Source organism: Halomonas sp. RT37 (assembly GCF_040070525.1).
Taxonomy (GTDB): Bacteria; Pseudomonadota; Gammaproteobacteria; order Pseudomonadales; family Halomonadaceae; genus Halomonas; species Halomonas litopenaei.
Genome location: NZ_CP098827.1, coordinates 16,887 through 43,203 on the forward strand (window position 1 = coordinate 16,887; position 26,317 = coordinate 43,203).

Annotated in this window: 18 protein-coding genes; 5 read left to right on the forward strand and 13 right to left on the reverse strand. The window is 64.9% G+C overall.

Annotated features, from left to right (window positions below; genetic code table 11):
• Positions 1-7 precede the first annotated feature (7 nt).
• The 3 genes from NFG58_RS00060 to NFG58_RS00070 all read right to left on the reverse strand — a co-directional run bounded on the left by NFG58_RS00060 (position 8) and on the right by NFG58_RS00070 (position 3,641).
• A complete protein-coding gene (locus NFG58_RS00060) occupies positions 8-1,642 on the reverse strand; it encodes a sulfatase-like hydrolase/transferase (protein WP_045990972.1) in 1,635 nt (544 codons plus the stop codon).
• Positions 1,643-1,682: 40 nt separating this feature from the next.
• The gene (locus NFG58_RS00065) at positions 1,683-2,441 is read right to left on the reverse strand and encodes a glycosyltransferase family 2 protein (protein WP_348827347.1); all 759 of its coding nucleotides are present in this window, start codon (positions 2,439-2,441) and stop codon (positions 1,683-1,685) included.
• Between the two features lie 87 nt (positions 2,442-2,528).
• On the reverse strand, positions 2,529-3,641 hold the full coding sequence (locus tag NFG58_RS00070) for a glycosyltransferase family 9 protein (RefSeq protein ID WP_348827348.1): 1,113 nt from the start codon (positions 3,639-3,641) through the stop codon (positions 2,529-2,531).
• Between the two features lie 38 nt (positions 3,642-3,679).
• On the opposite strand from NFG58_RS00070, the gene NFG58_RS00075 reads away from it, so the two are divergent.
• Entirely contained in the window at positions 3,680-4,825 is a 1,146-nt protein-coding gene (locus NFG58_RS00075) for a glycosyltransferase family 4 protein (RefSeq protein ID WP_348827349.1), read from the forward strand.
• Positions 4,826-4,970: 145 nt separating this feature from the next.
• Here the strand turns inward: NFG58_RS00075 and NFG58_RS00080 are convergent, their stop codons facing one another.
• Positions 4,971-5,693: a 3-deoxy-D-manno-octulosonic acid kinase gene (locus NFG58_RS00080; protein WP_348827350.1), complete on the reverse strand. Its 723-nt coding sequence runs from the start codon at positions 5,691-5,693 to the stop codon at positions 4,971-4,973.
• Here NFG58_RS00080 and NFG58_RS00085 point away from each other — a divergent pair.
• From NFG58_RS00085 to waaA, 3 genes are read left to right on the forward strand one after another with little or no spacing between them, the layout of a single operon-like run.
• Positions 5,692-6,801 carry a glycosyltransferase family 9 protein gene (locus tag NFG58_RS00085; protein WP_348827351.1) on the forward strand — a complete coding sequence of 370 codons (1,110 nt, stop codon included), beginning with the start codon at positions 5,692-5,694 and terminating at the stop codon, positions 6,799-6,801. The genes NFG58_RS00080 and NFG58_RS00085 overlap by 2 nt on opposite strands.
• On the forward strand, positions 6,791-8,221 hold the full coding sequence (gene hldE, locus NFG58_RS00090) for a bifunctional D-glycero-beta-D-manno-heptose-7-phosphate kinase/D-glycero-beta-D-manno-heptose 1-phosphate adenylyltransferase HldE (protein WP_348827352.1): 1,431 nt from the start codon (positions 6,791-6,793) through the stop codon (positions 8,219-8,221). Before NFG58_RS00085 ends, hldE begins: the two co-directional genes overlap by 11 nt.
• Positions 8,222-8,223: 2 nt before the next feature.
• Positions 8,224-9,519 carry a lipid IV(A) 3-deoxy-D-manno-octulosonic acid transferase gene (waaA, locus tag NFG58_RS00095; RefSeq protein WP_348827353.1) on the forward strand — a complete coding sequence of 432 codons (1,296 nt, stop codon included), beginning with the start codon at positions 8,224-8,226 and terminating at the stop codon, positions 9,517-9,519.
• Between the two features lie 100 nt (positions 9,520-9,619).
• Here the strand turns inward: waaA and pelG are convergent, their stop codons facing one another.
• The 9 genes from pelG to rpiA all read right to left on the reverse strand — a co-directional run bounded on the left by pelG (position 9,620) and on the right by rpiA (position 24,428).
• Positions 9,620-10,996, reverse strand: coding sequence for an exopolysaccharide Pel transporter PelG (gene pelG, locus NFG58_RS00100; protein ID WP_348827354.1), 1,377 nt, complete (start codon positions 10,994-10,996; stop codon positions 9,620-9,622).
• Positions 10,997-11,047: 51 nt separating this feature from the next.
• Positions 11,048-12,625, reverse strand: a complete 1,578-nt coding sequence (gene pelF, locus NFG58_RS00105) for a GT4 family glycosyltransferase PelF (protein WP_348827355.1) — start codon at positions 12,623-12,625, stop codon at positions 11,048-11,050.
• Positions 12,622-13,632, reverse strand: a complete 1,011-nt coding sequence (locus tag NFG58_RS00110) for a hypothetical protein (RefSeq protein WP_348827356.1) — start codon at positions 13,630-13,632, stop codon at positions 12,622-12,624. The genes pelF and NFG58_RS00110 overlap by 4 nt, the downstream gene beginning before the upstream one ends.
• Positions 13,619-15,025, reverse strand: a complete 1,407-nt coding sequence (locus NFG58_RS00115) for a PelD GGDEF domain-containing protein (RefSeq protein ID WP_348827357.1) — start codon at positions 15,023-15,025, stop codon at positions 13,619-13,621. Before NFG58_RS00115 ends, NFG58_RS00110 begins: the two co-directional genes overlap by 14 nt.
• A 7-nt stretch (positions 15,026-15,032) precedes the next feature.
• Positions 15,033-15,560 (reverse strand): hypothetical protein, encoded by a 528-nt coding sequence (locus NFG58_RS00120; protein ID WP_348827358.1) that lies wholly within the window; start codon positions 15,558-15,560, stop codon positions 15,033-15,035.
• A 26-nt stretch (positions 15,561-15,586) separates the two neighbouring features.
• Complete coding sequence (locus tag NFG58_RS00125; RefSeq protein WP_348827359.1) at positions 15,587-19,246, reverse strand: tetratricopeptide repeat protein; 3,660 nt, start codon at positions 19,244-19,246, stop codon at positions 15,587-15,589.
• On the reverse strand, positions 19,239-22,058 hold the full coding sequence (locus NFG58_RS00130; protein ID WP_348827360.1) for an endo alpha-1,4 polygalactosaminidase: 2,820 nt from the start codon (positions 22,056-22,058) through the stop codon (positions 19,239-19,241). The genes NFG58_RS00125 and NFG58_RS00130 overlap by 8 nt, the downstream gene beginning before the upstream one ends.
• Positions 22,055-23,014 carry an NAD-dependent epimerase/dehydratase family protein gene (locus NFG58_RS00135; protein WP_348827361.1) on the reverse strand — a complete coding sequence of 320 codons (960 nt, stop codon included), beginning with the start codon at positions 23,012-23,014 and terminating at the stop codon, positions 22,055-22,057. The genes NFG58_RS00130 and NFG58_RS00135 overlap by 4 nt, the downstream gene beginning before the upstream one ends.
• A 739-nt stretch (positions 23,015-23,753) precedes the next feature.
• Complete coding sequence (gene rpiA / locus NFG58_RS00140) at positions 23,754-24,428, reverse strand: ribose-5-phosphate isomerase RpiA (RefSeq protein ID WP_045990979.1); 675 nt, start codon at positions 24,426-24,428, stop codon at positions 23,754-23,756.
• A gap of 204 nt (positions 24,429-24,632) precedes the next feature.
• On the opposite strand from rpiA, the gene ilvA reads away from it, so the two are divergent.
• The gene (gene ilvA / locus NFG58_RS00145; protein ID WP_260425355.1) at positions 24,633-26,195 is read left to right on the forward strand and encodes a threonine ammonia-lyase, biosynthetic; all 1,563 of its coding nucleotides are present in this window, start codon (positions 24,633-24,635) and stop codon (positions 26,193-26,195) included.
• The last annotated feature ends 122 nt before the right edge of the window (positions 26,196-26,317 follow it).

Here is a 26,317-nt window from a genome sequence, read left to right on the forward strand (position 1 = left end):
ACCAAGGTCAAGGCTGCTGGGGTGCCTCGGGTGGGGCATCGGGCTGTCCGTCGTTGCGATACGCCGGGGCCAGGCCTTGCCACAAGCGCTGCTGCAGCGCGGTTTCTTCACGCATGTACCCGTTGAGCGCTTCCAGGCCGTAGCGTTCGGCCAGGGTCGGATCGTTCGAGAACAGCGAGACGCCCAGTCCGGCGCGGTGCCAGTCGATGGTGAAGCCCATCGCCTCCAGCAGCGTCGGCAGGGTGTCCATGGTGGTGGCGGTGGTCGAGATGCGTTGGGGCGTCAGCGCATTGCCCATCATCATCAGGGTGTTGGTGCGAGGCGTCTGAATCAGCTGATCCCAGGCCGAGACACGCATGGTCAGATGGTCGCTGGCAATCACCACCAGGGTGTCCTCCAGCAGACCCTGGTCGCCAAGGCGCTGGATCAGCCGGCGGGTCAGCCAGGCCGAGCATTTCACCGCGTACAGGATATCCACACCGTCGTGCTCGCCCTGATTGGCCTGGCAGGCCCTGGCCGGATAGCCCGCCGGGGCGTGGGCGGTCAGATTGAGCACGGTCAGGTTCCAGGGACCGTCCTGACGATCCAGGCGCTTTGCTTCCTCTTCCGCCATGGCGTACAGACTGTCGTCGTAGAGGCCCCAGCTATTGAGGTAGTCCGGGTCGTCGAGGCGGCCTGCAAGCTGCTCGCGCCCCAGCACGCGGTCGTAGGCGTGGTCTTCGTAGAACAGCCCCTTGCCGGCGAATTCAGTGCTGGCGCCGCCCATGAAGGTCTGGCGGTAGCCAAGCCCCGCGAGCAGATCTCCCAGGCAGGCGACTCCGGGTACCACGTGGTGCAGCGGCTCGAACTGGCTGTCGTGGAGCAGGCCGGCGGGCATCAGCGGTGTGCCGCACTGGCTGGCGATCATGCCGGCCATGGTCCAGCCGGTGTTGTCGAGCTGACGAACGTTGTCGAACACCACCGCATCCGCTTCCAACGCGGCCAGGTCGGCGTAGGCGTCGCCGAAACGGGCCTCGTCGGCGTAGGTACGCTCGAGGCTCTCCAGGTAGATCAACAGCAGGTTGGGAGGCTGCGGTGGCGCCTTGAGGATCACCGGTTCGACGTAGCGACGCTCCAGCCAGGTGCCGGGATCGGTGACCACCGCCGCGCCGCGCTGGCCCATGGAGTAGAACATCGGATTGGCGACCAGCAGTACGAAGGCCAGCCAGTGGTCCCAGCGTTGCCAGCGGTAGTCGGCTCGCACCAGCCAGGTGTAGGCCGCCAGAATCAGCAACATGGCTGCGGTGTACAGTATCGCCGCCACGCTGCGCTCGCTGCCGCCGTGCTTGGCAATGCCCGCCTGCAGGTGGAAATAGACCGCGCCCATGTCCACCTGGCCGAAGCTGTTGGCCAGGTAGACGTAGATGCCCCAGAAGGCCAGTGGCGCCAGCGCCCAGGGGATCACCTGCACCCGCAGCCGTGGTGGAGGTGGTGCGCCCCAGCGTTTCCATCCGGCCAGGGCACACCACACCAGTGCCGGCAGCGGCAGGCACCAGCCGGGCAGTCGGGTGACCATGACCAGGGCATGGCCCACGGACAGGCCGAGAATCAGATGGACGGCCCAGCGAAGCCAGGTCGAGGTGGCGGGGCGGTGCAGGGGCATGATCGAGGCGCCAGGTGTCGTTCCGTGAAACCGATACGAATCAGCGATCGGCTCGCTCGTTCTCGTACAGTTCGTTCAGCTTTGCATACTTCATGTACGCATGGAATGCCGTCGTGATGGCGACGGTCATGCCATCCTGGCCCTGCAGCAGCCCGCCCTTGAGCACCAGCTTGCGCAGCATGGCGGTCATCGCGTGCAGCGTGGGACGAGTCGACGAGGGGGTGACACCACGTTCCTTCATCGCCCAGGCGTCGCGGGTCGACAGTTGATCGATGCGCTGCATCCAGTGGGACAGGTCACGGTAGGTGAAGTGACGCAGATGGGCGTCCACGTCGACCACCTCCGGTGCCTGGACCGAGGAGTGCGCCTTCTTGGGCAGGTAGCCCGAGGTGGTGCGGTTGTACAGCCGGGTCACCGGGTCCGGGTAGAAACCCGCCGCGCGAATCCAGTGGCGGCCGGCGAAGTTGCGACGCTTGAAGCGATAGGCCTTGCGCGGGTCGTCCAGCGACAGCTCGCGAATCGCCGCCACGGCGTCGTCGTCCAGGCGCTCGTCGGCATCCAGCGCCAGGATCCAGTCATGGGACGCCTGGGGGACGGCGAAGGCCTTCTGCGGGCCATCGCCCAGATAGGGCTGATGGATCACTCTAGCGCCGGCGGCCTCGGCCCGGGCAACGGTGTCATCGCTGCTGCCGGAATCGACCACGATCACCTCGTCGCACACCGGAGCCAGCGAGGTGATGGCCTCCTCGACGTTGTCCTGCTCGTTGAGGGTAATGATGATGCCGGTAATCGGGGTCATGGGGCCTGCCTATACGAAGGGCTTGATGGGGTGCTGGTGCCAACAACCGATACGCTGTGGCGAGTGGGATGCGCCGATACGCTGTTGCTATGCCGTCGACCGATGGTGGTTGACCTTCCTCAGGCGAGCTGCAGTGGCGGCGGCGGCGGCCTCCAGGTCGATGGCCGACATGTCCTGGTGAGCTGCATCCGTCGGTGGATGAAACGCCAGTCGCCGATCGGCGTCGTTGCAGGTCTGCCAGCGCAGCGGGGTGGCCGAGCGATGGGACGGGTAGAAGCCGACGGTGATCAGGTTGAGACAGCCTGCCACGTGCAGCGGGCCGGTGGAACCCGCGATAAAGGCGTCGGCCGCCGCCAGACTGCGAGCGAAGTCGGCGAGCCCTGCGCAGGCCGGCTGTCGGTAAGCACTGAGCCCAGCCTCGTCCAGCGTCTTGACCAGGGCCTCGGCCACGGCGTCTTCGCCGGGGCCGGCGGTAAGTATCCAGTGGGGCGGACGCTCACCCGACTCGGCCAGGCGCCGATCGATACCCTGTGCAAGCCCGGCGTAGGCCTCGGGAGTCAGGTTGACCGCCGAGCCGCCGCTGCCCGGGTGCAGGAACACCCAAGGGCGCGTGTCGTCGAGCCCCAGCGCCTGGCCCAGCGCGCTACGCTGAGCGTCACGTTGTTGCGGGGCCAGCGGCCAGTAGGGGGGCGCGGGGTGCTGTTGCGACGGCTGTCCTGACGAGAGTCCCAGCGCCTGAATCATGGCCTCGGCCAGTTCCAGATTGTAGATGTATTCAGGCTTGGCCGAACGGGATCTGCGCTGGGTGACGCGACGGTTGTAGAATAGCTGGGCCCACTTGGTGGCTGGCGCCATGCGCAGGGGGATCCCCGAGCGAAGGCCGAGCCAGCCGATGCGGGTGGTGGAGTAGAGCGTCAGCATCGCCGTGAAACCGCCCTGGCGCAGCGTCGCCAGCAGGGCGCGCTGGGCATCCTTCGGCGCCTGTTCACCCGGGTCGATGACGACGTCGTCGATCCACGGGCAGAGCCTTGCCATCGGCGCCGTATAGGCGGGTACCAGCACGCTGACATGAGGGGAGGGCCTGGCCTTCTTGAGGGCGGCGAGTGCTGGCCAGGCGAGCATGAAATCGCCAAGCTTGTCGTTGCGTACCACCAGCAGTCGAGGGGCACGAGCGTCGGCCGAGGCCGTCGTTGCTGTCATTTGGGCTCCCGAGCCCCGCTATCGGAAAGGAGACCACCTTGAGTCACAAGGTCATGCACATCTGCCTGTCGGACGGCTGGGGCGGACTGGAAATGTATCCTTCGAGGATTATACCGGAGCTTGCCGCTCAGGGGTGGCAGGTGCATGCCCTGGCACTGGGCGGGTCGCGGGTGGCCAGGAGCCTCGATGATGCCGGGGTGCCGACGCTGACTGCCCGCTCCAGAGGCTCGGCGCTTTTCGGTGTGCGCCGGTGGCTTGAGTACCTGGCCCGTCACGACATCCGCCTGTTGCACTGCCACAAGTCCAGCGACCTGCGCCTGGCAGCTCTGCTGGCGACCTTGCGGCCGCGGCTAAAGGTGGTGTTCACCGACCATATGGGGGTCACCCGGCCGAAGAAGGACCTGTATCACCGCTGGGCCTACGGACGGGTGTCGCGGCTGTTGTCCATCAGCGAGGCGACCCGGAGACGTAACGTCAAGGCCTTCGCCCTGCCGGCCGAGCGTATCCAGCGACTGTACCTGGGGATCGATCCGGCGCCGCTGGCGCCGCGTCTGGACGCCGGCGAGCGGCGCGCCCTGCGCGCAAGCCTCGGGCTGCCGGCGTCGGCCACCACCATCGGGGTGGCGGGGCGACTGACGCCTGGCAAGGGCCAGCGGGTGTTCGTCGAGGCCCTGGCGAGACTGATCGCCGAGCATCCGACGCTCGATGTCCATGGGGTCATCATCGGTGGACTCAGCGCCGAGGAGGGCAGTCGTGAGGAGTACGTGGCCGAGCTCGAGGCGCTGGTCGCCGAGCAGGGACTGTCGCAGCGCATCACCTTTACCGGCTTTCGGCGTGACCTGGCGCGGTTGTTCGAGGTGCTTGACGTGGTCTGTGTGCCGTCGCGCAACGAGGCCTTCGGCCTGACCGTGATCGAGGCCATGGCCGCCGGCAAGGCGGTGATCGGTTCGCGTAGTGGCGCCATCCCCGAGTTGATCGACGCTCACAGTGGCCGCCTGGCAGACCCCGAATCCGCCTCCGAGTGGGCCGCCGCCATGCTGGAATTGGCGCAAGATGGCGAGCTCAGGCGACGTCTGGGCGAAGAGGCGCGACGTCGGGTCAAGCAGCACTTCCTGCTGTCGCAGCATGTGCAGGGGCTGACTCAGGTCTATGACGACGTGCTCGCTGGCCGGCCGGCCGTCTGACGAGCGACACCGCTTGTTCAGAGAGATGGGTAAGCGGTCGCTATCGCTGTGGACGTTGCTGTAAGAGTATTTTGGAGCCGAGAAGCGATCACAGGCCGCTATCGATCAAGGCCCCTATCGATTACAGGCCGCTATCGATTACAGGCTAGGCGTCGCTATAGCCGCGGCGGATCTCTTCGAGCGCCTGCTGGGCCGACGTCTCGTCGACGCAGAAGCGGACCAGCGAACGTCCCAGTCGCGCCAGATTGCCCTCGCGCCATTTGCCAGGGGCGCGCAGACGACAGCGGTCTAGGTCGATCAGCCAGACCCGGTCGCTGTCGTCGACCAGCAGGTTGCGGGCGTTGAGGTCGACATGGTCGAGGCCATGGTCGTGGAAGCGTCGGATGACCTGGCCCACTTCATGGAGCAGGCCCGGGGCCAGATCACCGCTGCCGAGATGCTCTGCCAACGCTCGGGTGGCCGGCAGGCGCTCGGTAATCAGCGCGGCCTCGTAGCTTGGGCCATGACGAACGATGCCTCCCAGCACCGGCCGCGGCACCGGCAGGCCGGCCTGGTAAAGCCGCGCCGTCAGACGCACTTCGCGAAAGGCGCGACTGCGTTCGAGTCCGGTCCACAGGTAACGGGAGGTCGATAGCCGGGCGACGAGACCGCCGCGGCGGTAGGGTCTCAGCACCCACTGACGATCGCCCACCTCGAGAAACAGACTCTGGCCGCGACCCGGCGCCTGTCCGGTTACCAGGCCTGCCTCGCGCCAGTATTCTGGCGCCAGCAGAGCGGGTCCGATTTGTGGCCGCGGTACAGCGTCACATAAACTGGTGGCATCGTATAAAATGCCCACCTTTCCTGACTGATACGTTGCCAACCGCATGAAGCATCCTCTGCCCGCTCGTCCTGCCCACATCGGCGTGCTGCGTCTCTCTGCCCTGGGAGACGTGTGCAATCTGGTGCCCACGGTTCGAGCCCTGCAGCGCCAATGGCCCGAGGCGCGGATCACCTGGATCGTCGGCAAGGGCGAATACAGTCTACTGACCGGCCTGTCAGGGGTCGAGTTCGTCGTCTACGACAAGTCGACCGGCTTCAAGGGCATGCGGGCGCTGTGGCGCGAGCTGGCCGATACCCGCTTCGACGTGCTGCTGCACATGCAGCAGGCACTTAGAGCCAGCGTGCTGTCGCTGGGACTCAAGGCCAAGGTGCGGGTGGGCTTCGACCCGGCGCGGGCCAAGGACCGTCAGTACTGGTTCACGCACCGTCAGCTGGCCCCGCGTGAGCGGGCCCATGTGCTGGAGTCGTTCATGGACTTCGCGCGCCTGCTGGGAGTCGAGGATACCTCGCTGGAGTGGCGATTGCCGGTGCCGGACAGCGCCTACGCCGAGGCCAGGGAGCTCACCGGCGACAGCGCCTACCTGTTGATCAGTCCCTGTGCCAATCCGCGCCTGCGCAACTTTCGCAACTGGTCGGCGGAAGGCTACGCCGCCGTGGTGGAGCACGCCTGGACCCAGTTTGGCCTGAAGACGGTGATGACCGGGGGCGGCAGTACCCAGGAGCGCGAGATGGGCTCGCGCATTCAGTCGCTGTGTCACCCCGAGGCGGTGATCGACGCCATCGGCGCCACCTCGCTCAAGGGTCTGCTGGCGCTGATCGATCGCGCCCGGGGGGTGATCGCCCCGGATTCCGGCCCGGTGCACATGGCCAACGCCCTGGCTACCCCGGTGGTGGGCCTGTTTGCCACCACCAACCCCGATCGCGCCGCGCCCTACCTGTGGCGCGACTACGTGGTCAATCGCTACCCTGACGCCGTCCGGGAGTTCCTCCAGGCGGATCCCGACACCATCACCTGGGGCCAGCGGGTCCGCCATCCCGATGCGATGTCGCTGATTCGCGCCGACGACGTGATCGAACGACTCGATACCCTGCTCGCCGACACCGCCTCGCAACACCGCTCCGACCTCGATAGGGAGTCACCCGATGAAGCTTGATCTGACCGCGCTTGAGCGCTCCCGCGTGCTGGTGGTGGGCGACGTCATGCTGGACCGCTACTGGCACGGCGGCACCTCCCGGATATCGCCGGAGGCCCCGGTGCCGGTGGTGCGCGTGGAAGAGTGCGAGGATCGTCCGGGCGGTGCCGCCAACGTGGCGTTGAACATCGCCTCTCTGGGCGCCCACGCAGCCTTGGCCGGGCTGGTCGGTGACGACGACAATGCCGACCGTCTGACCGCGCGTCTGGAGGAAGTGGGGGTGAGTACTCACTTTCACCGTACTCCCGGCATGCCCACGATTACCAAGCTCAGGGTGATGAGCCGTAACCAGCAGTTGATCCGGCTGGACTTCGAGGATGGACTCGACAAGATCGACACCTCGGAGCTGGCGCCCAGGCTGATCGAGGCCACCGACAACTTCGACCTGATCATCCTGTCCGACTACGGCAAGGGCACCCTGGCCAACGTCGAGATGGTGATCCCGGAAATGCGCCGGGCCGGCAAGCGGGTGCTGGTGGACCCCAAGGGCAGCGATTTCCGGCGCTATCGTGGTGCCAGCGTGATCACCCCCAACCTGGCCGAGTTCGAGGCGGTGGTCGGGCCCTGCCCCAGCGACGACATCCTGGCCACCAAGGGCGAGGCGCTGCGCGAGGAGCTCGAGCTCGAGGCGCTGTTGATCACCCGCAGCGAGAAGGGCATGACGCTGATTCGCGAAGGCCATGACCCCTTGCACCTGCCGACCCGGGCCCGTGAGGTCTACGACGTCACCGGCGCCGGCGACACCGTGATCGCGGTACTCGGCCTGGCACTGGCCGCCGGCCACGGCTTCGCCGAGGCCATGACCTTGTCCAATCTGGCGGCGGGTCTGGTGGTGGCCAAGCCCGGCACCGCGACGCTGTCCATCGCCGAGCTCTACACCGCACTGCACGGCGACAAGCTGGCCGAATTCGGCGTCATCGAGGAATCATCGCTGGTGCTGGCGGTGCGCGCCGCCCAGGCCCGTGGCGAGCGGGTGGTGATGACCAACGGCTGCTTCGACATTCTTCATGCCGGCCACGTGGCCTACCTGGAGCACGCCCGCCAGCTCGGTGACCGGTTGATCGTGGCGGTCAACGACGACGCCTCGATCCGTCGGCTCAAGGGCCCCAAGCGGCCGATCAATCCGCTCAATCGCCGCATGCAGGTGCTGGCCGGGCTCGGCGCGGTGGACTGGGTAGTGCCCTTCGCCGAGGATACGCCGGCTCGCTTGATCGAATCGGTGCTGCCGGACGTGCTGGTCAAGGGCGGGGACTACCGGCCCGAGGATATCGCCGGCGGCGAAGCGGTGCGTGACGCCGGGGGCGAGGTCAAGGTGCTCGGCTTCGAGGATGGCGTCTCCACCACTGCCATGATCTCGACCATCCTCGATCGCGAGAGCTGAGGGTGAGCTGGCCGCGGCTCGCCTACTCAGGCGCCATCGGGCTGCTGTCGCCGCTGATCTGGCGACGGGTCTGGCGCGAACAGCTGCCGGATCGCGCTCGTGGCGAGCGGATGGGCTGTCTGCGGCCCTTCGCCGACGAGCGTCCGCGGCTATGGCTGCACTGCGCCTCGGTGGGCGAGGTGGTGGCGGCACGGCCGCTGATCCGTGCCCTGCGCCTGCGCCACCCCGATCACCGACTGGTGGTCAGCACCATGACCGCCACCGGCGCCGAACGAGTGCTCTCGCTGGTGGACGACGTTCCCGAGGCGGAGGCGGCCGCTCCCCTGAGCCATGTCTTCGTGGCGCTCGACTTTCCCGGCGCCGCGCGCCGCTTTGTCCAGCGTCTGGCCCCTCGTCAGGCGATCTTCTTCGAGACCGAACTGTGGCCGAACCTGCTGAGGGCCTGCGCCAGGCGAGGTATCCCGGTCGCGGTGGTCAATGGCCGCCTGTCGCCCCGTGCCTTTCGGGGCTATCGGCGCCTGCGACCGCTGATGGCCGAGGCGCTGGCTTGTGTCGACTGGTTGGCGGCCAAGTCCGGCGAGGATGCCGAGCGTTTCGTCGAACTGGGCATGGCGTCCGACCACATCCAGGTCGTCGGATCGATGAAGTTCGATATGGCCCTTGATGATGCATCTCTCAAGGTGAGTGAGCGCTTGCACGCTGCTATCGGGCATCGCCCGATCTGGGTCGCCGGGTCCACCCATCCCGGTGAGGATGAGCTGCTGCTCGGGGTCCAGCGACGCCTACAGGCGCGCTTTCCCGATATCCTGCTGGTGCTGGTGCCGCGACATCCGCAGCGCTTCGAGGAGGTCGCCAGGCTGTGCCAGGAGGCCGGATTCGAGACCGTCAGACGCTCCCGGGGACGCGTCCCCAGCGCCAGGGCAGAGATCTATCTTGGCGACAGCATGGGTGAGCTGCAGGCGCTCTACGGCACCGCGGACCTGGCTTTCGTCGGCGGCAGTCTGGTGCCCATCGGTGGCCACAATCTGCTCGAACCCGCACTGATGGGTGTGCCGGTGGTGACCGGCCCGCATATCGACAATTTCGAGGACGTGGCCCAGTTGCTGAGAGACGCCGGCGCGCTGGTCGAGATCGCCGACGCCGACGAGCTGGTCGAGCGTGTCGCCGCGCTGCTCGAGGATGCAGAACAGCGCAAGCGGCTGAGCGAGGCCGGGCAAGGTGTCATCGACACCCACCGGGGTGCGCTGGAGGCCACCCTCGCTGGCCTGGATCGGCTGCTGGCATCCTCTCGCGGTTGACGTAGCCCCCGCCTTCCTCCCTTTCTGACAGTTTCTGCGGGCTCTCGTGTTTGCGAGCGCTCACTTTTTCAGTGTTTGTCGACCGACCGGATACCCGGCTTCAGCGCCGACGCATAAAGGTATGGAAGGTCAGACGCTGGAATTCCCGGTCCAGGCGCAACAGGCCGATGACGGCGACCAGCAGCAGCGACAGGGCGTAGCCGTAGCCGTAGTAGTCGGGCCCCAGGTGCTGGGTGATCAGGGTAAAGCCCAGATTGCTGGCGCAGAAGGCGACGCATAGCCACAGGGCCGGTGTCAGCCGGTCGAGATAGAACAGCACGTTGAGAATCGCCAGGAACAGCACCTGAATGGCGACCGCGACCAGCAGCAGGTTGAAGATGGGCAAGTTCCAGTCGGAGAAACCGAGCGCCTCGAGCAGGTGCGGACCCGCCAGCAGCAGAGCCGCCACGGTGACACCCTGGACCTTGATGATGTCATAGATGCCGCGCCGCACGCTGATCACCATGGCCCTGCGCCAGGACTCTATTTCCTCCAGCGAGCGGCCGCTGCGGATGGCAAGGTCGTAGCGCTGACAGTTGAGAGCGAAGTCGGTCTCGATACGCATCAGGAAGATCGCCATGCCGGGCACGATGGACAGATAGGCCAGGAACAGCGGCAGGTCGTAAAGCGGTGCCGCACGCAGGGGGGGGATCATCGGCACCGAGGTGGCGGGGTGGAACCAGAAGGCCAGCTTGTCGATCCACACCCCCAGATTGTAGAACAGTCCGATCGCCACCAGCTTTGGCTGCCATCGGCCGTGCATCAGCAAGGTCAGCGACCAGGGCCGCTTGCTAGGGTAGTGGCGAGTCACCATGGCCAGCAGCACGAACAACAACAGTGTCTGACCGATGACGAAGGCACCGAGCAGGCCGGTGATGCCAAGGCCTTGCCAGCATAGGCCGAGGCCGAGCGTGGTCGCATAGCCGAGGGCGAAGGCCGCCAGTACCTGCCGGTAGCGCTTGACCCCGGCCACAAAGACGGCCACGCACCAGAGATTGCACAGCAGTACGAAGCCCATGACCATCAGTACGCGATAGGCCAGCGGGCTGGTATCGGCCAGGGTCGAGGCGATGGTAATCGCGGCCAGCAGCGCGGCGACGGTGGTCAGGGTCAGCACCGCCTTGAGGCTGGGCAGCACCTCGTCGTTTCGGCCTTCGTATAGCCGGTCTGCGGTAAAGCGAGTGAAGGTCAGTTGCAGTGGCCCGGTAAAGATCAGCGAGCCGGCCACCAGCCAGGTCACTGAGACCAGAAAATCGGTGATATACACCGGGGAGTCGCCCTGGCCCGCGGCCGCCAGGATGCCCAGCGTCATCACCGCCAGAATCGATATCACCCAGGGGCCTGAGCCGATCAGAGCGGCGTAGCCGTAGGCGCGCAACAGACCAAGATAGCTGTCCTGCCTGAGCAGCCGCCGCAATTCGAAACCGATACCCGCCATGATTACCCCTCAATTGAAAGTCGTGCCGCTGTCCTGGCCACCCGGTAGCGCTCAAGCGTCAATGTTTTGCCCATGTCGTGCTGTTGCGCAGGCCGGCTCCTCGCTGTCGGCCATGGCATCTTCCATGGCCACCTGGTAGCGCTCGGCGTAGCGTTCGAGCATCAGTTTTTCCGTGTAGTGCTGTTCGACCCTTTCGATCCCCACCTCTCGCGCCGCCTGCCAGGCAGCCGTATCCTTGAGCAGCGTAGCCGCCGCTGCCGCGGTGGCCTGTGGGTTGGCGATCGGTACCACCTGGCCCGCGGCCTGTTCGGGGGATCCATCTCCCAGCACCATTTCGCGACAGGCGCCTACGTCGGTAGTCACCACGGGGACTCCGGCGGCGAGTGCCTCCAGTACCACCAGCGGCTGCGCTTCGCTGATTGAGGTCAACACCACCAGGCGTGCCTGGGCGAGGATGTCTTCGGTCTTCTGGAAACCGAGAAACCGCAGGTTTTCGCCGAGCTTGAGCTGTTCGGCGAGGTCGCGGCATTCCTGGGCGTACAGGGGATCTTCGTCATCAGGGCCCACGACCCAGGCCTCCAGCTCCGGCAATTGCAGCTGGAGCTGGCGGGTGGCCCGCAGGAAGGTCTTGATGTCCTTGATCGGTGTCACCCGCCCGAGCAGCACCATCACCGGTCGGGTATTGGCCTGGGTGGCCTCGCGCAGGGGGCGAAAGCGCTCGATGCGAATGCCGTTGGGGATCACTCGGGAGCGGGTTGCCGGTGCACCGTCGTTGAGCTGTCGGCGACGATTGCCGTCGTACAGGGTGGTGATATCGCTGGCGGCCTGATAGGTCATGCGCCCCAGGCTGTGGAAGAAGCGGATCCACAGGCGTCTAAGGTAACCACTCTCGGCCTTGAGACCATGGCTCAAGGGATCCATCGGGGCATGAATCCAGTCCGCCTCCAGCAAGTCGATGTGGCGCTCCTTGGTGTAGATGCCGTGCTCGGTAACCATCAGTGGTGTGCCCGTCTGGTGGCGTGCCAGGGCGCCGAGAAAACCCGCATAGCCGGTAGAGATGGCGTGCAGGCAGCGTCCGCGAGGGAGGCGGCGGGCCAGGTCGGCCAACATGAACAAGGGCGAGTGCATGTTTCGTACCGACCAGAAGTAGTCGAGGAAGGACGTCTCGTCGTAGCAGGTGGTATAGCGTTCGACGATCTCGTCCCAGGCCAGCTGACTTCCCTCGAAGTCGTTGCGGCTCAGCCCCGACCCTTGTCCCACCAGGGCGGCGACTTCTGCCAGAGCGTCATCGATATCCCCTCCCGGCTGGCCGAGTCGGTCGTGCAGCGCACGGGAGCGTTCGAAGGCTCTCGGGCAGCTGCCTGGGCGACGGCCCGATCGTGTGAGCGTCGATCCCATCAGGTAGTGGCACTCGAGATGCACCACGTTGTCGGCCAGCTCATACTTCAGGCCTTCGTAGTCCTGGGGTCGGCTGCCGAGAAACACCACGGCAAAGCGATACTGTGGCAGGCCGCGGATCAACTGGTCGAGCCAGCCCGCCACCCCGCCTCGCACCATGGGATAGGTTCCCTCGAGCAGCAACACCACGTCGGCGGGATCGTCGGTAGCGGAAAGTCGGGGAAAGGTCATTGCCAGAACTCCCGAAGTGATTGCAGGCGCGGCGGAACATGATGGTGGTCGGCGAGGGTAGCCAGCGTTTCACGCAAGCCGACAGTGTCACGTTCCAGGTAGGCAAGCTCCGCCGATAGTGTGGCCACGGCCAGGTCTGGCGCGCCTTGGACGGTGGCCTTGTCGAGGTCGATGCGTGTCTGCTGCGGGCGCCTCTGGAGCAGTCCCAGCCTGGCGCGTTGGCGCCACCTTTCGGCGCTGGGGGCGCGGTCGATGGCGTGGTCGAGGCTGTCCAGAGCCTGCTTGAGCATCAGTTCGCAGGCACTCCCCTGGGCGAGCTCCAGATAGGCGTATTCGGCGTACAGGCAGGCCAGTGCCTCATGGGCTCGGCCCGAGACGTCCCCTTCCTTGTCGATGACCTGACGCAGGTGTTGAATCCGCTGCTCAAGCTGGCTCTCGAGGCGGTTGAGCATCGAGTAGCCGAGCAGTCGGATATCGTCGGCATCGTCGGCCAGTCCTCGCCGCATCAGCGAGATGGCGGTACGCGTAGGCAGGTGTTGGCTCTGTAGCAGGGCTTCCTGGCGCAGGTGGCTGTCCTGGCTCTGCGCCAGTACGCTGGCGAGCCCTTCTCGCAGCGCCTGGCCGCTTTCGTCCGGTGGTGTTACCGGGCTGTCGGGCAGCGATGGCAAAGGGTGGCGGCGCCACGCTGGCTGACGGTCATCCTGCCGAGGCAGCAGTACGATAGCCTCCGTCAGCAGCAGGCCGAGACCGCCCACCACCGGCAGTGCGGCTGCGGTGATTGTGTTGAAGCGCCAATCGCCTGGTTGTCCCTGGTAGCGAAGGCCAAGAAACAGCGCCAGGGTGCCGGCACCGTGCAACAGGAATCCCTGCGCGATGGGCGTGCCGCTCAATACCCCGGGCAGTCCGGCAAGGAAGGTTCCCGGGGCCAGCCAGAGGGTCAGGGCGAGTGCCTGAGCGGCCAGTCCTGTCATGGCCGCCGTGGCCGGCAAGGCTCTAGGCCAGGACATGGGGTGCTCCTTGTGGCCACAGGGCATCGATCAGGTCGCTGCTGGAGCGGGAGCCGTCGATAGCCCAGGTCTTCCAGTTCAGCAGTGTCGAGGCGTCGTCGAGATACGTCTCCAGCACGACTGACAGCCGCTGTTGCAGGGCGCGCCCCGCTTCGGGACCTGCCAGCGGCATCAGAATCAGCAGACGATGGTGGCCGTCGGGCAGGGCAAGCGGCCAGGCTTCGTCGACGCTGCGGCGTCGACCGTCGAAGTGCTGGACGATGTCGGGCAGACGTGGTGCCAGTGTGGGGGGCAGATCGAGTGCGACGAGCAAAGAGGGTAGACGTTGATGACGGGCGTGCCTGACCCACTGTTCCAGGCTGCGTGCCAGGCTGGGGGCTGGCAGGCAGCGGCGAGCGATCATCTCGCCGAGGCTTGCACCGATGATCGCCAGTCGCTGCATCTGGCCTTCATCCATATCGATGAAGGGCAGGTCCATGACCAGCAGCAAGGCATGAATACGATCATCCAGGTCGCTCAGCGGGATCACCGCCACCGGCGCATCCGAGGAAGCGGTGAGGACATCGCGCAGGGAAACGAGTTGACCATGCTCGAGGCATGCCTGGATCATCGGATGCTCCAGGTCCAGCTCCCCGGGACTGCCTAACCAGGCCAGAGGTGTCGACAACGGCTTGCCGTCGGTCACCTCCACCAGGGCCGCGCGCTGCACCCGGCTGTGCAAGGCAATAAAGGCTACAAGCTCGCTGGCGATCTGCTGCAGGCCGCGTTCATCGGCAGCAGCAGGTGGCGTGCCAGGGCGTTCGCCGAAGTCGCGTTCCAGTTGAATCAGGGTGTCACGTAGCGTGAAGGGAGCCGCAGCCAGTCGCTCGGTCAGCTGGTCATGGGAGACGCGCAGCACGTGGTAGTGGCGTAGAAAGGCCTTGTTACGATGGAGCTGCAGCTGACACAGGGTGTGCATCTGATCGAGGCGGCGGCGCAGGTGCGAGCACATCTCGCCACTGACCAGCCCGACCAGCGCCAGCCCAAAGGCGGTGATCAGCGGCGATGCCCCCGCGAATGCCAGGGCGCCGGGCGACTGGGTGGACAGCAGTGTCGGCCCCCAGTAGGCCACGGCGCTGCCGACGCCGGCGGCCAGGATGCCGTAGCCACTGCCGTAGCGCAGTCCGCACAACAGAGGCGCTACCAGCAACCACCAGGGAACCCCTGGTGACAGCATCGGTGCGGCGTTGGCCATCAGCAGCTGCCCCAGGGCGGCGAAGATTCCCGCCATCACCAGTGTCTCGGTCATGCGCCTGGGGTGGCCCGGCGGTCTGACATGGAGGTCATCGAGGCCGCTCACCGGAGTACCGTCGATGGGCGTCAGTGGCTCGTGGTCGATCAATGGCGTGCTCATGAGTCGCTCACCTGGCAAGTGGCAGGGCATCGACCAGCTCGGCCATCAGGTCGCTGGAAACGCCGCTCAAGGTGGTGAACCCCCAGCCACCGCGACTGCCGCTGGCGCTCCATAGAAGTTCCCCCGTGTTGGCGTCGCGCACCTGGAGGCTGATGCCGACGGCGGGTTCGCCGTCCAGTCCGGTCTTGTAGTGCCATTCGTCGATGGCGCCGGTGACCACATAGGTCAGCTCCTGTTGCTGGGCCCAGCCGAGTGCTGCCTGGCGGTCGGCGCCATTGTCCAGCGCCAGGGGATTGACCGGGCCGCTGCGAGGCACTTCTCGTAGAGGCATGACGCCGTGGCGGTGCAGCAGGGTCAGCAGGGTGCCCTGGGCGCGCTCGCCGGCCAGGGGCGTCTCCGAGTGGTTGGCCAGTGGCGCCAGCGCCCAGCCGGCGCTGGCGTCCAGAGGTGTCGTCGTCTGTACCTGGGTGGTGGAGGCGCAGGCCGACAAGGTCAGCGAGAGCACGAGAGGGAACAGCCAGGAACGCATCGTCATGGAAAACTCCTTGGTAAACTGGGCGCTCAGGGCCCGAAAAAGTACTGGTAGTTCAGCGCGGCATTCAGCCGGGTGCTTTCATCGGTACCGGTCCCGCGATCGATCCCTGCTTCCAGGGACAGTTCGTCACTTCCGAACACTCGTGTACCGACCATCAGCGAGGCACTGCCCGCCAGCTCGCGGCTGGGCCAGCGATGGCCGCCCGACACGTCCAGCTGCCAGCGTGGGGAGGCCACCTGGGGGTAGGGAGCGCCAGGGGCGCCACGAGACAGGCTTAGACCGAGTCCGAGCACACTGGCGTCGTCGTTGAACAGGGCGTCGGGATCGATGTCCGGGCCGAGGCGGTCGGCAAGTACATCTGGCAGGCGACCATCGGGGTCCTGGCTCTCGTGGGTGGCGAAGAGACGCAGGCCAAGGCGCCGAGTCTCTCCCTGGAGCAAAGCGTGCTCCCAGCTGGACTCGAAGTAGCGGCCACTACCCAGCCTGTTTTCGTCGAAACGCTCGTGATAGCGAGTATGGCGAGCATCAAGGCTGAGCCTGTCGCGCAGCGTCGGCATCCAGTCCAGGCCGATGCCCAGGCGGTCTTCGGTGGCCAGCAGGCGTAAGGTGTCGTTGGCCGTGGACGGCTGTTGCCAGTCTGCCTTGAAGCGAGCGCTGAGCCGGCTGGTGAGGTTGTAGCGATGGCCGAGCCGAGCCTCTAGATGGTTTTCGGCGTCACTGTCACGGCTACCCACGGAGAGCCGGGTGATACTGCGAATTCCACGATGGGTGGCGCTCAACGCCACCAGCCGCTCCTCGTCCAGGTCGTGGCTGGTCAGGTTGGGCGAGAGATCATCCTCGTCCAGGGAAATGCTGCCGATGGCGAGCTCTGCGCCCCAGCGTTCACTGGTGCGCTCGAAGATGGCCTGGGTGCGCTCCAGGCTTAGTTCGCCGATTTCCTGGTAGCGATGGCCGATACTGGCGCGTTGCGGCATCTTGTTTGCCAGGCTGACGATTTCCCCGCGCTGATCGGCGCCACGACGATGCAGGAGCAGGGCGTGCTGCATGGCATCGCCACGTCGCTCCAGAGCCATGGCGCCGGCCAGTCGATCACTGGGTGCAAGGGGCTGGCCAGGATCGTCCAGCATCTGGCCGACGGTGGCATGATCCAGCTGGGCGATGGCGACGTTCAGGCGGTGATAGCTGGGGGTGGGCAGGCCCAGGTGGTGCCGCTGCAGCCACAGATAGCGGTAGCGCGCCTGCCACCCGAGCAGTGCCAGCAGATCAAGGCTGCGCACACCACTGGAGAGGGCCTCTGTGTCCAGCAAGGGCAGGTGGGCGGCCAGCGATTGGTACCAGTTCGCGGCGGGCTCGGCGCCGATCTGTGGTGCCGACCAGGTGAGCCCTTCCAGCTGTCGCCCCAGGATCGATTCGTCCAGGTTGCTAGCCGGATCCAGCTGCCTGGCAAGCTGAGGTGCCAGCAGGACCACCGCTCGCCTGCGCAGCCCCAGGGCGACCCCGGGATGGCCGGATTGGGCAAGGACGTCGGCGATTTCCATCAACACCTCAGGCCCGGGGGCCGGGCCCTGGGCGCTGCGGCGATACCACAGTCGTGCTCGCTGGGTGTCACCGATGGACCGGTAGCCGCCGGCCACCGCAAGGTTCAACTGCTGGCTGGTCGACGCCAGGGATTCTGCCTCGGCCAGACGCTGTGGCAGTTCTCGGTGCTGAAGCATGGTCAGCGCATAGATCTCGCCTGCCCGCAGGCTCGGATCAGCGGGGGCCAGACGAAGCCCTTGGCGGAGTGCGTTCAGTGCGTCCCGGGGGTTGAGGTTTTGCAGTTCGCTGTCGGCGATCAAGCCCCAGTAGGCGGGAGAATCGGCAAACCGCTCGGGTTCCTGTCTGGCGAGCGTCAGCAAGCGACGCGCAATGTCGGGTCGGTGTTGCGCCTGGGCCGTGTAAAATCCCGCCAGGATGGCGTCGGTATCCTTGAATCGCTGCCAGCGCTGTGTGGCCAGGGTTTCCACCAGCGCGGCATCTCCATCGGTGACGGCGGCGTGAAGCAGGCGCAGGCTTTCCTGCTCGTTCAGCTCTCGCCGGGTGGACAGTCGGCGGTAGGAATCGATCACTTCTTGGGCGTGACCTGCTGACCAACCCAGCTCGGCGCGCTGTTGCCAGGTGCTGGGGCTATCGGCAGGCAGCACCGCGAGGGCGTCGGACAGTTGCCACTGGCGCCGCAGCAGTCGGCCCTGCTGGCGAGCCGCTTCATCGTGATCGAAGGAAGACGCCTGACGTAACGCTGCCCACTGGGCTTCGGCGTCCGCCAGTGCGCCGGTCTGCTCCAGCAAAGTGGCCAGACGCACCTTGAGCAGAAGAGAGAGCTGTCTCTGGCTGTTCCAGTGGCGCAGATAGGCGATGGCCGCGTCGGGCTCACCCAGATCGTTGAGCACGTCGACGAGTTGACCTTGCTCTACGGCGGTCAGTTCGTCCCGTGCGTTCAGGCGCTCGAGGGCGGCGCGGGCCCGAACACGGTCGTAGCCGGCCAGTGCCAGTTCGACCAGTTGGCGATCTGCTGCCGCATCCGGATATGACGTCGCCAGGGCTTCCAGTGTTGCCATGGCGCCGGGTGTATCGCCTGACCAGCGTTGGGCATTGGCCAACTGATGGGCGTAGGTGGCTGGATCGGTGGCGTTCAGTCGTTGTAGCGGCGCTACCGACAGCTCTGGCTTGCCTGCCGCCAGGGCGACCGCCGCCAGTCGCTCGAGGCGCTCGGGGTCGTCCGCGTCCAGCGCCTGCAGTCTGGTGGCCCAGGTGAGCGCCTGGTCCACGTCATTGACGGCCAGCGCCAGGCGAATGGCCAGGTCCAGCAGTTCCGCGTCGTTCGGATAGGCCTCCAGATACTGTCGAGCGTAGTTGATGCCCTGCTGACTGTCGCTCTGGAATGCCGCCTCCAGCGACTGCCTGGCGACTTGCCGGTCAGGACTTTCGATCTGGTCCGCGGCCTGAGCCGGCGGGATGACAAGATCGAGCCAGCCAAGTGGAGAGGCGCCCACATCCCGCGCCAGCCAAGCCCTGTGCCAGGCGGATGAGGCGCGTATCGGTGATCCGGCCTGCATCCAGCTGCGGCCAGCTTCTCTAAGCCAGTGGAAGCGTCGATCCTGATCGCGTCGGGCCAGTGCCTCGAAGCATTCTGCGGCCTCCCAAGGATGTTCGAGGGACAGCCAGCGATGCGCCATCAGTGTCAGTCGATCATTGGAGAGACGCGGATCGGTTTCGCCCGGGCCATCGATGCCGGCCCAGGCATGGATGTCGTAGAAGCGCTCGACCAGATGGCGGCGCAGGGTCGCGTCATGGGGATCGCCTGGTTCGAGGGCATTGATGGCCTGCCAACGCTGTTCCAGCAACCACCACTGTACCTCGGGGTCTGTATCATCCTCGAGGGGAGCCAGGGTCTCACCGGCAGCACCAGGCTGCTGTGCCTCGAGTTGAAGCCTGGCCAGTGCCAGGCGAAGATCGCGACGCTGAGGGTCGGCGTCCAGGCGTGCCTTGGCCAGCAACAAGGCGGCGTGGCGATCGTTCTCGGCATTCATGCTGGCCTGGGACAGCAGGTGACGCGCCGGTTGGAAACCGATCAGCACCAGTACCAGCCCAAGCACCAGTAGCCTGAACACCCAGGGAGGCAGCAACGACTCGCGTGGCCTATCCACAGGACACCTCGATCGTGGCGGGGCCGGGACCCGAGTAGTCGAGCACGAGGCTGTCGCCTTGGCGGTGCTGGCGGGCACCGGGTGCCTTCACGTGACACTGACCGAGCCTGGTCAGCTCGGCTTCAAGGGCGACCTGTTCGGCTTCCAGGGTCAGCGAGAAGCCGCCATCCGTGGCCCTGTGCCAGGCCGTCGTTCGCCCATTGGCGCGACGCAGGTGAGGCTGGCGGGGTAATGCCTGACCAAGCCACAGTATCTGGCGCTGTTGCCCGTCCAGCGACAGGTAGCGCCCCTGCTCGATGTCGGTGACGCTGACCACACCGGTGGAACGCCGCAAGTCTGGCCAGCCGAGGGACGCGGGCAAGCGCAGAGTGCGCAGGCTCGAGCCACCGGTGATCTGCCAGGCACCGTCCAGGCGGCGAGCGACGCCCAGGTCGTACCAGTGGGTGGCGATGTCACTGTAGGTGCTGGCGTAGAGCGGCAGGGTGTCCTGCTGCTGTACGGCGTCGTAGACCTCTTCGAGGGCGCGCAGTGAAGCGGGATACGCTGCGCTGTAGAAGTGGTAGTAGATGTTGATGGGTTTGAGCCGCCGAGGCAGGTCGGTCAGTTCGAAGGTTTCGAGTACCCGCCGATAACCCCACTTGGGCGTGGTCATGTGATCGGTGTAGACGTTTTCGTTGATTTCGGGCGCGAGTACCTGAAGGTAGTGGCCGATGGGTCTGAGCATCGGCGATACCTGGGTCAGAGAGGGGTTGTCCCGGGTGATGTGGGTATTGCCACCATTGAGGTTGGTCAGTCCCAGTCGTTCACTGATGGCCAGGGCTTTCTCGGGCGGCACGGCGTCGCCACTCCACAAAATCGTCGTGACCTTCTTTCCCGGGGGCGCGAGGTCGTGATTGATATAGGCGGTGGAGCCTGCCACTTCTCGCTCCAGCGAGAAGTGATAGCCAGCCAACGGCATGTTGAAGGGAAAGCCCGCCGGCGTTCGGCCCTGGCCGGCAAGATCTCCTTCCTTGAGATCGAGCCAGTCGAAGGGATGGCTGTAGGTATGGGTAGCGATCTCGACCCAGGGAAGGGCAAAGATCTCCCGCGCCAGGGGCTCCAGTTGCGTTCTCAATTCAGGATGGGTGCCGCCTTCGCCGAACTCGCCCTCGACGATGGAGACCGTGGTGGGCACTCGATAGCGCTTCAGGATCCTGTCGCGCATCACTTCACCGGTGAAGGGAGCGCCAGGCCATTCGCCGCGGCTGATGAAGGCATCACCGTCGATATGGGTAAGCCACAGGCGGGAACCGTTCTCTGTGGTGGCATCTGGGACCGGAAAATCCTCCATGCCGAGGCTCTTGGCAATGAAGGAGAAGGGATCGAGGATCCAGCGCTGCTGGCTGTCGCTTGCCTCCTGGAACAACCATGGGCTCAGCGCCACCCCGCCCCAGGGGCCGGTCACCACCGGCGATAGCTCGACACCGTTGCGGTCGGCCAGGGTCAGGTGGGCGGTATTGGTATCGGCCAGCAGGCGGTAACCGGCGGGATAGATACCAGGCCCCTCCGGCATGCCCTCGAAGCCGACCAGCGCATCGTGCTGTCGAATCTTCAGGCTGGAAGTGTCGACGCTTTCGGCGTTGATGATGCCGAGCTGCTGCCCCAGCCCCTGTGAGAGGTCGATACCCTGATCGCCCATCAGGATCAGCCGAACGCCCGACGAGACCTGGGCGGACAGCCAGGCGGACAGTGCCGTGGTGTCGCGCGCTGGCGGGGAGGGAAACCAGCTCAGGATGGCGGCATAGCGCCCCTGCATGGTGCCGGGTGGAGGAGGGGTTCCGATGTCTCGATATTCCGCCGAGTAGCCGAGGTAGTCGAGGATGGGGGCGAGATAGCGAAAGGCGTCCAGGTTGCTGATGTCGCCTTTTTCCGCGGTATCGGCGTCATAGAAGATCAGGATCCTTCTCGGGATTGGCTCGATCAGTCCGATGCCGATCTGGTCGAGGCCGGGTGTCGTGACCCAGGGAATCACGCCGGTATCGAGGATACGCCGAGCGGTCTGACGCGCGAGCTCCCGATTCGCGGCGGGGACATAGTCGATGGCAATCGCCGGAAGACCATAGCCACGAACACGCTCGAACTGCTGCTGCAGCCATTGCTGGCGGGAGGGAGTGACGCCGCCGTAGACGCCGGTGGCCGGCGTCCACTCACGGAACAGGGACTCGGCGGCGACACCGGCGATCTTGTCATGGACCTGGTCGAGCACCTCGAAGCCCCGGTTGAGCAGCAGCTTGAGGTTCGGATGACGTCTATGGATCTCGTCGATCAGTGATACCAGCGCCAGTTGCTGAGCGTGGGCGGCCGGGCCATCCGGCGCAAAGCGCCGGTAGCTATCCAGGGTATCCAGAAAAAGGCCATCGTAGCCGGCATCGATCAGCACCTCGACACGCTGGTCGAGGAGATGGTTGCGCCAGCCATCGTCGCTCAGGTCGGCGATACGGGTGTCCCAGTCGGGATTGCTCCCGACCAGCGCTGCCTGGGGTGCTTGCGCGTCGGTGGGCCTGTCGGCGTCCCACTCGCCCACACTAAGGTAGGCAAAGACCTCGGCGCCATGTGCCGCCAGACCTCGGTGTTCGCGTTCGGTGACAGCGTCGGCGTCCACCACCACCCAATCGAACTGGTCGAGCAGCTCCACAGGGGGGCTTGCTTCGTAGTAGAAGGCGACGCTGGGCTGGGTAGCTGCCTGGGCGGTCAGCCCCAGCAGTGACGTCGCCAGAGCCGCCAGCCAGGTGCAGGCATGGCGGAATCCAGCCGAAGTTCGGGTACCGCTCATGCCATCTGGCCCTCCTGAGGCCCCTGTGCTGTCCAGCGTGCGTCGTGCTCGATCAAGGCCTTCAGACCGTCTTCCAGCGAGCGCGGCTCCTTGAGGCCGAACCATTTATGCAGGCGAGCGGTGGCACCCAGGGAATGGCGAATATCCTCGCTGCGAGGGGCGTCAAAGCGGGGAACCTGCTGGCTTTCCAGTAGTGTGTTCAGAGCTGCAATCAGATCCAGAAGTGACGAGGCCTTGCCTGTGGCAAGGTTGCAGACTCCCTGGTGTTCGCTGAACAGCGCGCGGGCATTCATTCGCGCGACGTCTGCCACGAAGACGAAATCGCGGGTCTGACCGCCATCACCAAAGACCGTGGGGCTGCGGTTGTGACGCAGGGCATCGACGAACAGCGCGATGACACCGGCGTAGGGAGACTGAGGGTCCTGACGCGGGCCATAGACGTTGAAGTAGCGAAAACCCAACGTTGATAGACCGTGGAGCTGGTGTTGGAGGCTGGCGTAGCGCTCGTTGATCCACTTTTCGAGGCCGTAGGGCGACAGCGGACGGAGTCTTGCTCCCTCGCTCAGCGGCAGGTTTTCGGGGGTGCCATAGACCGCCGCAGACGAGGCGTAGACCACTCGTGACAGTCCATGCCGGCAGGCAGCGTGGAGCACCTGTAGCGTCCCCATAACATTGTGCTGAGCCGATTCGTCGGGGTGGCTGACGGAGCGCGCCACCGACACCTGAGCGGCGAGGTGCAGACAGCGCTCGACGCCATCCATGGCACGGTCCACATCGGCCCGATTACGTACATCACCGGTCACTATCTCGAGTCGGGGATGCTCAGGCAGATTGCGCTTCTTGCCACTGGAAAAGTTGTCCAGGACACGCACATGGTGTCCTTCCGATAGCAACTGGTCGACGCTATGGGAGCCAATAAAACCTGCTCCACCGGTGACAAGGATGGTCGCTGACATTGCCTGGTTCCCCCAGATGGTGTTCGAAGGTGGTGTCCGGGGGTGGTCTTGACGAAGCAGAAGGTGCTTGTCGATCGCCGTTAATAAGGCGGCCACTGGAAGGCTTGATACACTTCGTCGAAAATTCCCGGACCCATGTGAAGCACCATATTTGTCGCTGTGAAAGCGACACAATGCCCGAAGGTACATGATGACTAAATAAGCAAAAAAGAATTTAAAATGCTTAGTTATAACAAGAGTTTAAAATAATTGTTGTATAATTTTTATGTTGTTTTTATTGTCTTTTTTATTGATTTAATATGAGGTTTTCTATTTGGGGTTTATGGCTTTGTTCTGTGCTTGTTTGCAGATTACTATTTGAGATACTTTCCCCTGAACGGTGTTTCAAGCGTCTTTCACGTAGCCGAAATGACATTTTTGCCTTCTTTAATCAAAAGAACGTCAAGGTATATCGTCAGGACAGGCCAGCAAGCGGTGAAGGCGAGACACGAAGGGCGTTGTTTGGCGGGCGTGCAAAGAATGTTGGCTATCAGGTGGTCATTTCAAAGAACGCGCCCCCGTGTCTCTGGCAACGGGGACGCTCAGACCGGCTTCAGCGGTGGGATACAACAAGGGGCGCGGGCAATAAGAAGCAAGAAGCAAGAAGTACGCAGCAAGAAGCGAGGCGCGACCCAGGACTGCGATACCGCCCACGTGCACAAGTAAGATGACGTGGACGGGAAGGCTCAGCCAGCAAGGCTCAGGCAGGAAGATGCCGGCTGATGCCGTCGGCGCCGCCGATCAGCAGGATGTCCGCTGGACGAGCGGCAAACAGGCCGTTGGTCACCACTCCGACGATCGCGTTGATGCGGGTCTCCAGGGCGACGGGGTCATCGATGTCGAGGCCGTAGCAGTCGATGATCTGATTGCCGTTGTCGGTGACCACGCCCTCGCGGTAGACCGGATCGGCGCCAAGCTTGACCAGTTCTCGGGCGACGTAGGAACGGGCCATGGGAATCACCTCGATGGGCAGCGGGAAGTCGCCCAGGCGCTCGACCCGCTTGGAGGCGTCGGCGATGCAGATGAAGGTCTTGCAGCAGGCCGCCACGATCTTCTCGCGGGTCAGCGCGGCACCCCCACCCTTGATCATCTGTAGGTGAGCGTTCACTTCGTCTGCGCCGTCGACATAGACCGGCATAGTGCCGACTTCATTGAGCTCGTAGACGTCGATGCCGTGCCCCTTCAATCGTTGGGCGCTGGCCTCGCTGCTGGCCACCGCTCCGCGGAAGTCCCCGCGCAGCTCTGCCAGGCGGTCGATGAAGCAGTTGGCGGTGGAGCCGGTACCGACACCGATCACGATGTCACGGCCGAGCATCGGGCGGACCTCGTCGATGGCGGCGGCAGCGACGGCGTCCTTGAGTTCGTCCTGGGTCATGGAATACCTGCGATGGGGAGCGTGAGAAGAGGAAAGCTGCGGCCATTATAGGGCATCGCGAAAGACGGAAGAAACGCTGTGTGGCGTGTCACTGTGGTGCCTGGGCTCCGCCCGTTTCCGCCTTCATCGCGGTCGCGGCAGCTCGGCACCGAGGCAAGCAATGTCTGCCTGGGGTGGCTGGCGCTGGACGTTGGGCGTGAGGCGATGCTAACAATAGGGGTTTTGCCCGCCTCCCTCACGCTGGATACCAGAATGCTCGAAGCTACCGTCAAGAAGATTCTCCAGGCCCGGGTCTACGAAGCCGCCCGAGAAACGCCGATCTCACCTGCGCCCATGCTGTCGCGACGGTTCAACAATCAGATTCTGATCAAGCGTGAAGACCTTCAGCCGGTGCACTCCTTCAAGGTGCGCGGTGCCTACAATCGCATGGCTCACCTGACCGATGAGCAGAAAGCCAAGGGCGTGATCGCCGCCTCCGCCGGGAACCATGCCCAGGGCCTGGCGCTGGCGGCCAAGCAGATGGGCGTCAAGGCGGTGATCGTGATGCCTCGCATCACCCCGGAGATCAAGGTGGCTGCGGTACGCGGCTGGGGCGCCAAGGTCATCCTCAAGGGCGACGCCTTCGCCGCCGCCGCAGAGCACGCTCAGGAGCTGGTCGAGGCCCACGGCTACACCTATATCCCGCCGTTTGACGATATCGATGTGGTCGCCGGACAGGGCACCGTGGCCATGGAGATCCTGCGTCAGCACAGCGGCCCCATCGATGCGGTGTTTATTCCGGTGGGCGGTGGTGGCCTGATCGCCGGCATGGCGGCCTACATCAAGTACCTGCGCCCGGAGATCAAGGTGATCGGGGTGGAAGCCGAGGACAGCGCCTGCCTGAAGGCCGCGCTGGAGGCCGGTGAAAGGGTCATCCTTGAACAGGTCGGGGTGTTCGCCGAGGGCGTGGCGGTGGCGCAGATCGGCGAGATTCCCTTTTCCCTGATGCGTGACCTGGTGGACCAGGTGATTACCGTCAACACCGACGAGATGTGTGCGGCGGTGAAGGATATCTTCGAGGATACCCGGGCGGTGTCCGAGACCTCCGGCGCGCTGTCGCTGGCCGGTCTCAAGAAGTACATCCAGGAGACCGGGGCCGAGGGCCAGACCCTGATATGCATCAACTCTGGCGCCAACACCAACTTCGATCGGCTCCAGCATATCGCCGAGCGCACCGAACTCGGCGAACAGCGCGAGGCGATCCTGGCGGTGACCATTCCCGAGCGACCTGGCAGTTTCAAGAAGTTCTGCCGCACCATCGGCAAGCGCATGGTCACCGAATTCAACTATCGCTACGCCGATGCCGACCAGGCCCACATCTTCGTCGGCATACAGGTCAAGCCGGGCGGCGAGGATCGCCAGGCGCTGATCGGCAAGCTGATCGAGGCAGGCTACCCGGTCGAGGATCTGACCGACAACGAACTGGCCAAGCTGCATATCCGTCATCTGGGCGGCGGCCGGCCCCGTACCGAGTTCACCGAGGAAGTCTATCGCTTCGAATTTCCCGAGCGCCCAGGCGCGCTGATGAACTTCCTGACCCACCTGCCCCAGGACTGGAATATCTCGCTGTTTCACTACCGCAACCACGGCGCTGCCTATGGTCGGGTGCTGGTCGGCATGCAGATTCCCAACGGGGATCGTTCCCACGTCGAGGAACATTTTGACGCCATTGGCTATCGCTATTGGAAGGAAAGTGACAATCCCGCCTACCAACTCTTCATGGCATAGCCATGGCGGGATGACGTCTTGGAAGTCGAGGCAAAGCGGCGTATCCTGCGCGCGCAAGCGCTGACTTACTTGCTGGGCATGATGACGCCTGGCTGACAGGCTTCATCGTGGAAGCGTGATGA